Here is a 5324-nt window from a genome sequence, read left to right as displayed (position 1 = left end):
TTGCCAAATTTGAAGAAACTAAACATTTTTTATTCTTCCAAGTATTACTCAATTCTTGAACAGTAATAATTCTATTATTACAGGTTAAATAATTACCTAAGCTATCCTTTTTTATTACTTTTAATTCGCCTTTTAAAATGGTATTGGAAATTTTATAAATAAGACTTTTAACTGAAATTGAATCTCCTTTTTTTGAAAATGTTAAACCAATTTTATTGTTAAACAAATCCATTTCTTTGGAAGCTTTATCCGGTAAAATTCCATCTTCAAGTTTTCGTTTTTTAAAGGTTTTATAGTTTGCCTGTTCGTGTGCTTTCCCTAGTGATTTTGCTGCACATTTCCCAATTTTAATTCGCAATGTAGCCATCCAAAAAGCATGTCTGAAAGCATCCACTTGTCCTCCGGAAATATCTTTGTCCAATAAATTAGTTGTAGCAATAGAATCGGAAATTTTTTTTACCTCTAAAGAAATAGCATATGCTTTTTTTACTTTAAAAGGATGCAATAATGCCCAAATTTTTATAGGTGAAGATTGCTTTTTAAACTGCTCCCAACTGGATTGAGATTTTGCAGTACTAAAAACAAATAACGCACAAAAAACAAGGAAAATTCTCATTTTATTTCACTTCAAACGATTGTTTTTCTTCTCCAATTTTTACAAAATATGTTCCTTTAGGTAAATAGTAAACATCATTTTTTCCCTTTTTAAAATTCTCGTCTTTTTTGGTTAATTCAAGTATTCCTTTTTTGTTGCTAACAGAAACATCATACTCAAAATAATTAAAACCTTTTTTAGCATCAACATCAAATTTATTTAATTCTATATCGGCTTGATTGGTTATAATCACTTTAATTTTATCATTATTGGAAACATAAAAAGGAATGGTTACACTTGGCGTATTAGGCTCTGACCATTGGCTCCATGAACTTCCCCAACGCGAAGAATATTTAATATCTGCAATCTCAAAAAAGGCTGTATTTTTATTTTTTATTTTATTATATTGTTGCAACGGAGCAATATTAGCTTTGTAAATGGAGCGCCCGTGTGTTCCAACAACTAACTCTTTTGCTTCATTTTGAATAACTACATCATGCACTGCAACTTTTGGAATTCCGGTTAAAAATAATTGCCAATTTTCTCCTTTATCAAAAGTTACATATAACTCATTATCAGTGCCTAAATACAAAACATTTTCATCTTCAGGATCTTCTTTTACAACATTAATTGGATAATTTGGTAAATTATTATTGATATTTTTCCAAGTTTTACCCATATTTTCACTAACAAAAATATACGGTTTAAAATCGTCACTTCTATATCCGTTTAAAGTAACATACACTCTTTCTTTTGCATGTTGCGAAGCTATTACCCTTGAAACCCACAATTCTTGTGGTAAAGCATCTGAAATTCGAACCCAACTACCTCCACTATTTTGAGTAACGTAAACATAACCATCATCACTTCCTGTGTATATAAAACCAAACTGAAAAGGACTTTCTGATATTGTAGTTAATGTTCCATAAGGAACATTTCCTTTTTTTCCGCCTGTTGTTAAATCATCAGAAATTATATTAAAAGTTTCTCCTTTATCCATAGAACGTACTAATTTATTAGCGCCCATATATAAAATATCTTGATTATGAGGCGATAATAAAATAGGTGTTTGCCAATTATAACGATATGGTGAATCACCTAATTCGTGTTTTGGATGAATATTTAAACGGTCATTTGTTTTTAAATTTACACGGTAATAATATCCAAATTGAGAACCAGAATACACAATATTATTGTCTCTATTATCTATTTGAACCTGCATTCCATCTCCACCACCAATACTTTTATAAGGATATTCGCCATTTGCTTCCCAATATTTTGATGCTTTGTAATTACTTGGTCCGTACCAAACACCATTATCTTGCAAACCGCCATAAACATTATATGGTTTTTGATTGTCTACATTTACGGAATAAAACTGCCCAACGGCTGGTTGATTATTTTTTGCCCAGTTTTCCCCATCATCATAGGTTATATTAATTCCACCATCGTTTCCATTAATAATATGTCCGTTTAACATTGGATTTACCCAAATTGCTTGATGATCTGAATGTACATTTTCTTTACTTATTGATGTAAATGTTTTGCCACTATCATCAGATTTTAGTAATGGGACGCCGCCAATATATACCTTATTTTCATTTGATGTATTTACAGCAATAGTACCAAAATAATAGCCATAGGAACTATAAACATCATCTAAATATTGGTCATGTGTTTTTTTCCAGGTTTTTCCTCCATCAACAGATTTGTATAATTCTGCACCTATTACTTCAGAATTTAGCAGTACATAATTAGCATCTTCTAAATAGGTAACTAAATCATTTGGTTTAATGGCACCTTTTTTAACCGATTCTTTTACTGATTCTGCAGTATGTTTTTTATCAAAATCGTTCTCTTTTAAATATACGTTTAAGCTTTTATTATCTAGCTTCAAAAAATCTGAAACGCTCATATATCTAAAATCATCCTTTTTCAATCCCTCTTCTTCTTTCTTTTTTTCCTCTGGACGCATAAACTGATTATCTAACAAGGCATACAAAACCTCATCGTTAAAAGTTGCTAAACCAATACGTCCAATACCGTTTCCTGTTGGAAAACCTTTACCTTCAACTTTTGCCCACGTTGCGCCAGCATCTTCGCTTTTATAAATTCCGGAATTTTCACCATCACCATCAAAATTCCACGCTTTTCTATCTCTTTCCCAACTTGCTGCATATAAAATATTGGCGTTTGTTGGTGAAGCGCTTATATCTATTACACCTGTATTCTCATTTATAAATAGTACATTTTTCCAGGTTTTTCCACCATCTGAAGTTTTAAAAATTCCACGTTCAGCATTTGATGAATATAAATTACCTATTACGCCAACCAACACTTCGTTTGGATTGTTTTTATTAATAACTATTTTGCCTATGTGTTGTGAATTTTTTAACCCAACATTCTCCCAAGTTTTTCCTTTATCAACACTTTTTAAAATGCCAATTCCGGCATACGAAGATCGAGAAGAATTACTTTCGCCTGTACCAATCCAAATGGTGCCATTTTCCCAATCTACTGCAATATCTCCCATATTTTGAGTTGGCGCGTTTTCTGTAACAGCAACAAATGAGGTTCCGTTGTTTTTTGTATACCATAAACCACCAGAAGCATAGGCTGCATAAAACTCGGTTGGTTTGTTTGGATTTACATCTACATCAACAATTCTTCCGCTCATTATGGCAGGTCCAATATTTACAAATGGTACATTTTTAACTAAGGAAGATTGTGCATTTATTTTTAAAACAAGAAATAAAAACAGGTATAAAAAGTATTGCTTTTTCATTATAAAAGTGCTGTTTATAGCGTATAAAATTAACTTTTATAAATATACAATTATTTAAAAACTAACAAAATGCTAGGGTTTATAATTAGTGTAAAATTAAAAATGGGGTTTTGGCGTAATATTTTATTGAATTTATTTTTGGCCTGAATAAAATTTGTTCAAATAGGTTTAAATTTTTAGCTGCCATTATTACAATATCCACATTAAACTCATCAATTATTTTTTGAATAGATAGTTCGAGGTTTTTATTTAATTCTGAATGAAACGTATGTGCACAGTTTACAAAATAATCGTGCAGTGTTTCTTTATTCCAAAGCTGCTCTTTATCAAGTACTTCGCTATTTTTAGCTACATAAACAAATCTAAAGGTTGATGATTTGTAATCGAATAAATTATTTATATTTTGTAATAATTTAGCTTCGTAAAAATAGGTATAATCTGTTGGGAAAGCAATTTCATTTAAGCCAGTAAATCGGGCATCTTTAGGAACAACTAATGTTGAACATTTTACTTTTGTAATAATATCTTCAGAAATGGAACCAATATTCATTTTCCCTTGAGATGATAGTCCGTTTGTACCCATCACAATTAAATCTATAGTATGAATTTTAATTTGGTTTTTTACGGCGCTTATTAAATTAGCTTCAACAGAAATTGGAATAAATTTATGCTCTCCTTTTAAAGGTGATAAATTAATTTTTTTTATTAGGGTGTCAAATTCTTTTTTAGAATCCTTTACTTTTTTTACCGTTGCAATTCCTCCGTCATCATCAGCAACATTTTCAAATTCATCTTCTTGTATATCTGAAGCGTTTAACAAATAAAAGTCATATGCTTTATTTTGAAAAAGCCCCAAAGAATACTCTATAGAATTCCATGAGTTTGAAGAAAAGTCGGTTAAAATTAGAATGTTTCTCATTACTTTTATTAATACCACAAAACTAAATAAAGGTGTATTAATAATAAATGACATTAATCAGTGATTTATTGCAACATTAACTATGCTACACAATAAAACATGATAAAAATTTAATTAATTGATTCTAAAGCATTCAAGTCTATAATTCGTATGTTTCGCCCTTCAATTTCTATAACACCTTCTTTCTTTAAATCGGTTAAAGTTCTAATTAAACTTTCTGTTGCAATACCGGCAACTCCTGCTAAATCACGACGCGATATATTAATGCTATCTGAAGGTTTTCTGGTCATTTTTTGAGCAAATTTTAATATGGTATTCGCTGTTTTTCTACGCATAGATCCGTAAGCCATTTGCAACAATTGCTCTTTTACTTCTATTAAATTATCATTAATTAACTGAAAAATTTCTAAAGATAATTTATAGTTGCTTTCAATTAATTTTTGCATTGTGTTTTTAGAAACCACCATTAATTCGGTTTTTTCCATAGCTGTTGTAGTTTCAAAATAATGCGCGTTTTCTAAAATTGCTGAAAATCCAAAAAGATCATCATCTTTATAAACATTTATTATAAGCTCTTTTCCAAATTCATCTATTTTTGAACTTTTTACAGCTCCTTTATACACTAAAAAAATATTATTACATAACTCTCCTTCTCTGTAAATAATTTCTCCTTTTTTAAGAATTTTTGAAACACCATTATCACAAAAATAATTTTTAAGTTCTTCTATATTTTCAATATGTTCTATTTCAAATGTTTCATCAGCAACTTCTATTTTAGAAGCTTCTTCTTCTTGTAATAAAGCTGCCTTTGCCAATCTGCTTTCAATAGCACTTATTAGCAATTCATCGTTTACAGGTTTTGTTAAATAATCATCGGCACCTAAATCCATTCCTTTTCTTACATCTTTTATTTCTGTTTTTGCAGACATGAATATAAAAGGAATTCGCTTTGTATTTTCATCTTCTGAAAGAATTTTTAACACATCATACCCATCTAATTCAGGCATCATAATATCACAAACCAC

The 5324-nt window shown here is 29.9% G+C and carries 4 protein-coding genes; all 4 read right to left on the bottom strand.

Annotation, left to right across the window (positions count from 1 at the left end; translation table 11 throughout):
• Positions 1-616 (bottom strand): hypothetical protein (locus ABY298_RS14695; RefSeq protein ID WP_372746808.1); only part of this gene is annotated, 616 nt, incomplete at its 3' end.
• A 1-nt stretch (position 617) separates the two neighbouring features.
• Positions 618-3380, bottom strand: a complete 2763-nt coding sequence (locus ABY298_RS14690) for a glycosyl hydrolase (protein WP_372746807.1) — start codon at positions 3378-3380, stop codon at positions 618-620.
• Positions 3381-3465: 85 nt separating this feature from the next.
• Positions 3466-4353 carry a universal stress protein gene (locus tag ABY298_RS14685; protein WP_372746806.1) on the bottom strand — a complete coding sequence of 296 codons (888 nt, stop codon included), beginning with the start codon at positions 4351-4353 and terminating at the stop codon, positions 3466-3468.
• Positions 4354-4409: 56 nt separating this feature from the next.
• The coding region (locus tag ABY298_RS14680) for a cyclic nucleotide-binding domain-containing protein (protein WP_372746805.1) at positions 4410-5324 on the bottom strand (915 nt) is incomplete at its 5' end.

This window comes from Lutibacter sp. (assembly GCF_041596795.1).
In the GTDB taxonomy this organism is placed as follows: Bacteria; Bacteroidota; Bacteroidia; order Flavobacteriales; family Flavobacteriaceae; genus Lutibacter.
Note: the sequence above shows the minus strand (reverse complement) of the source record. Positions and strands in the feature narration are given on the sequence as shown.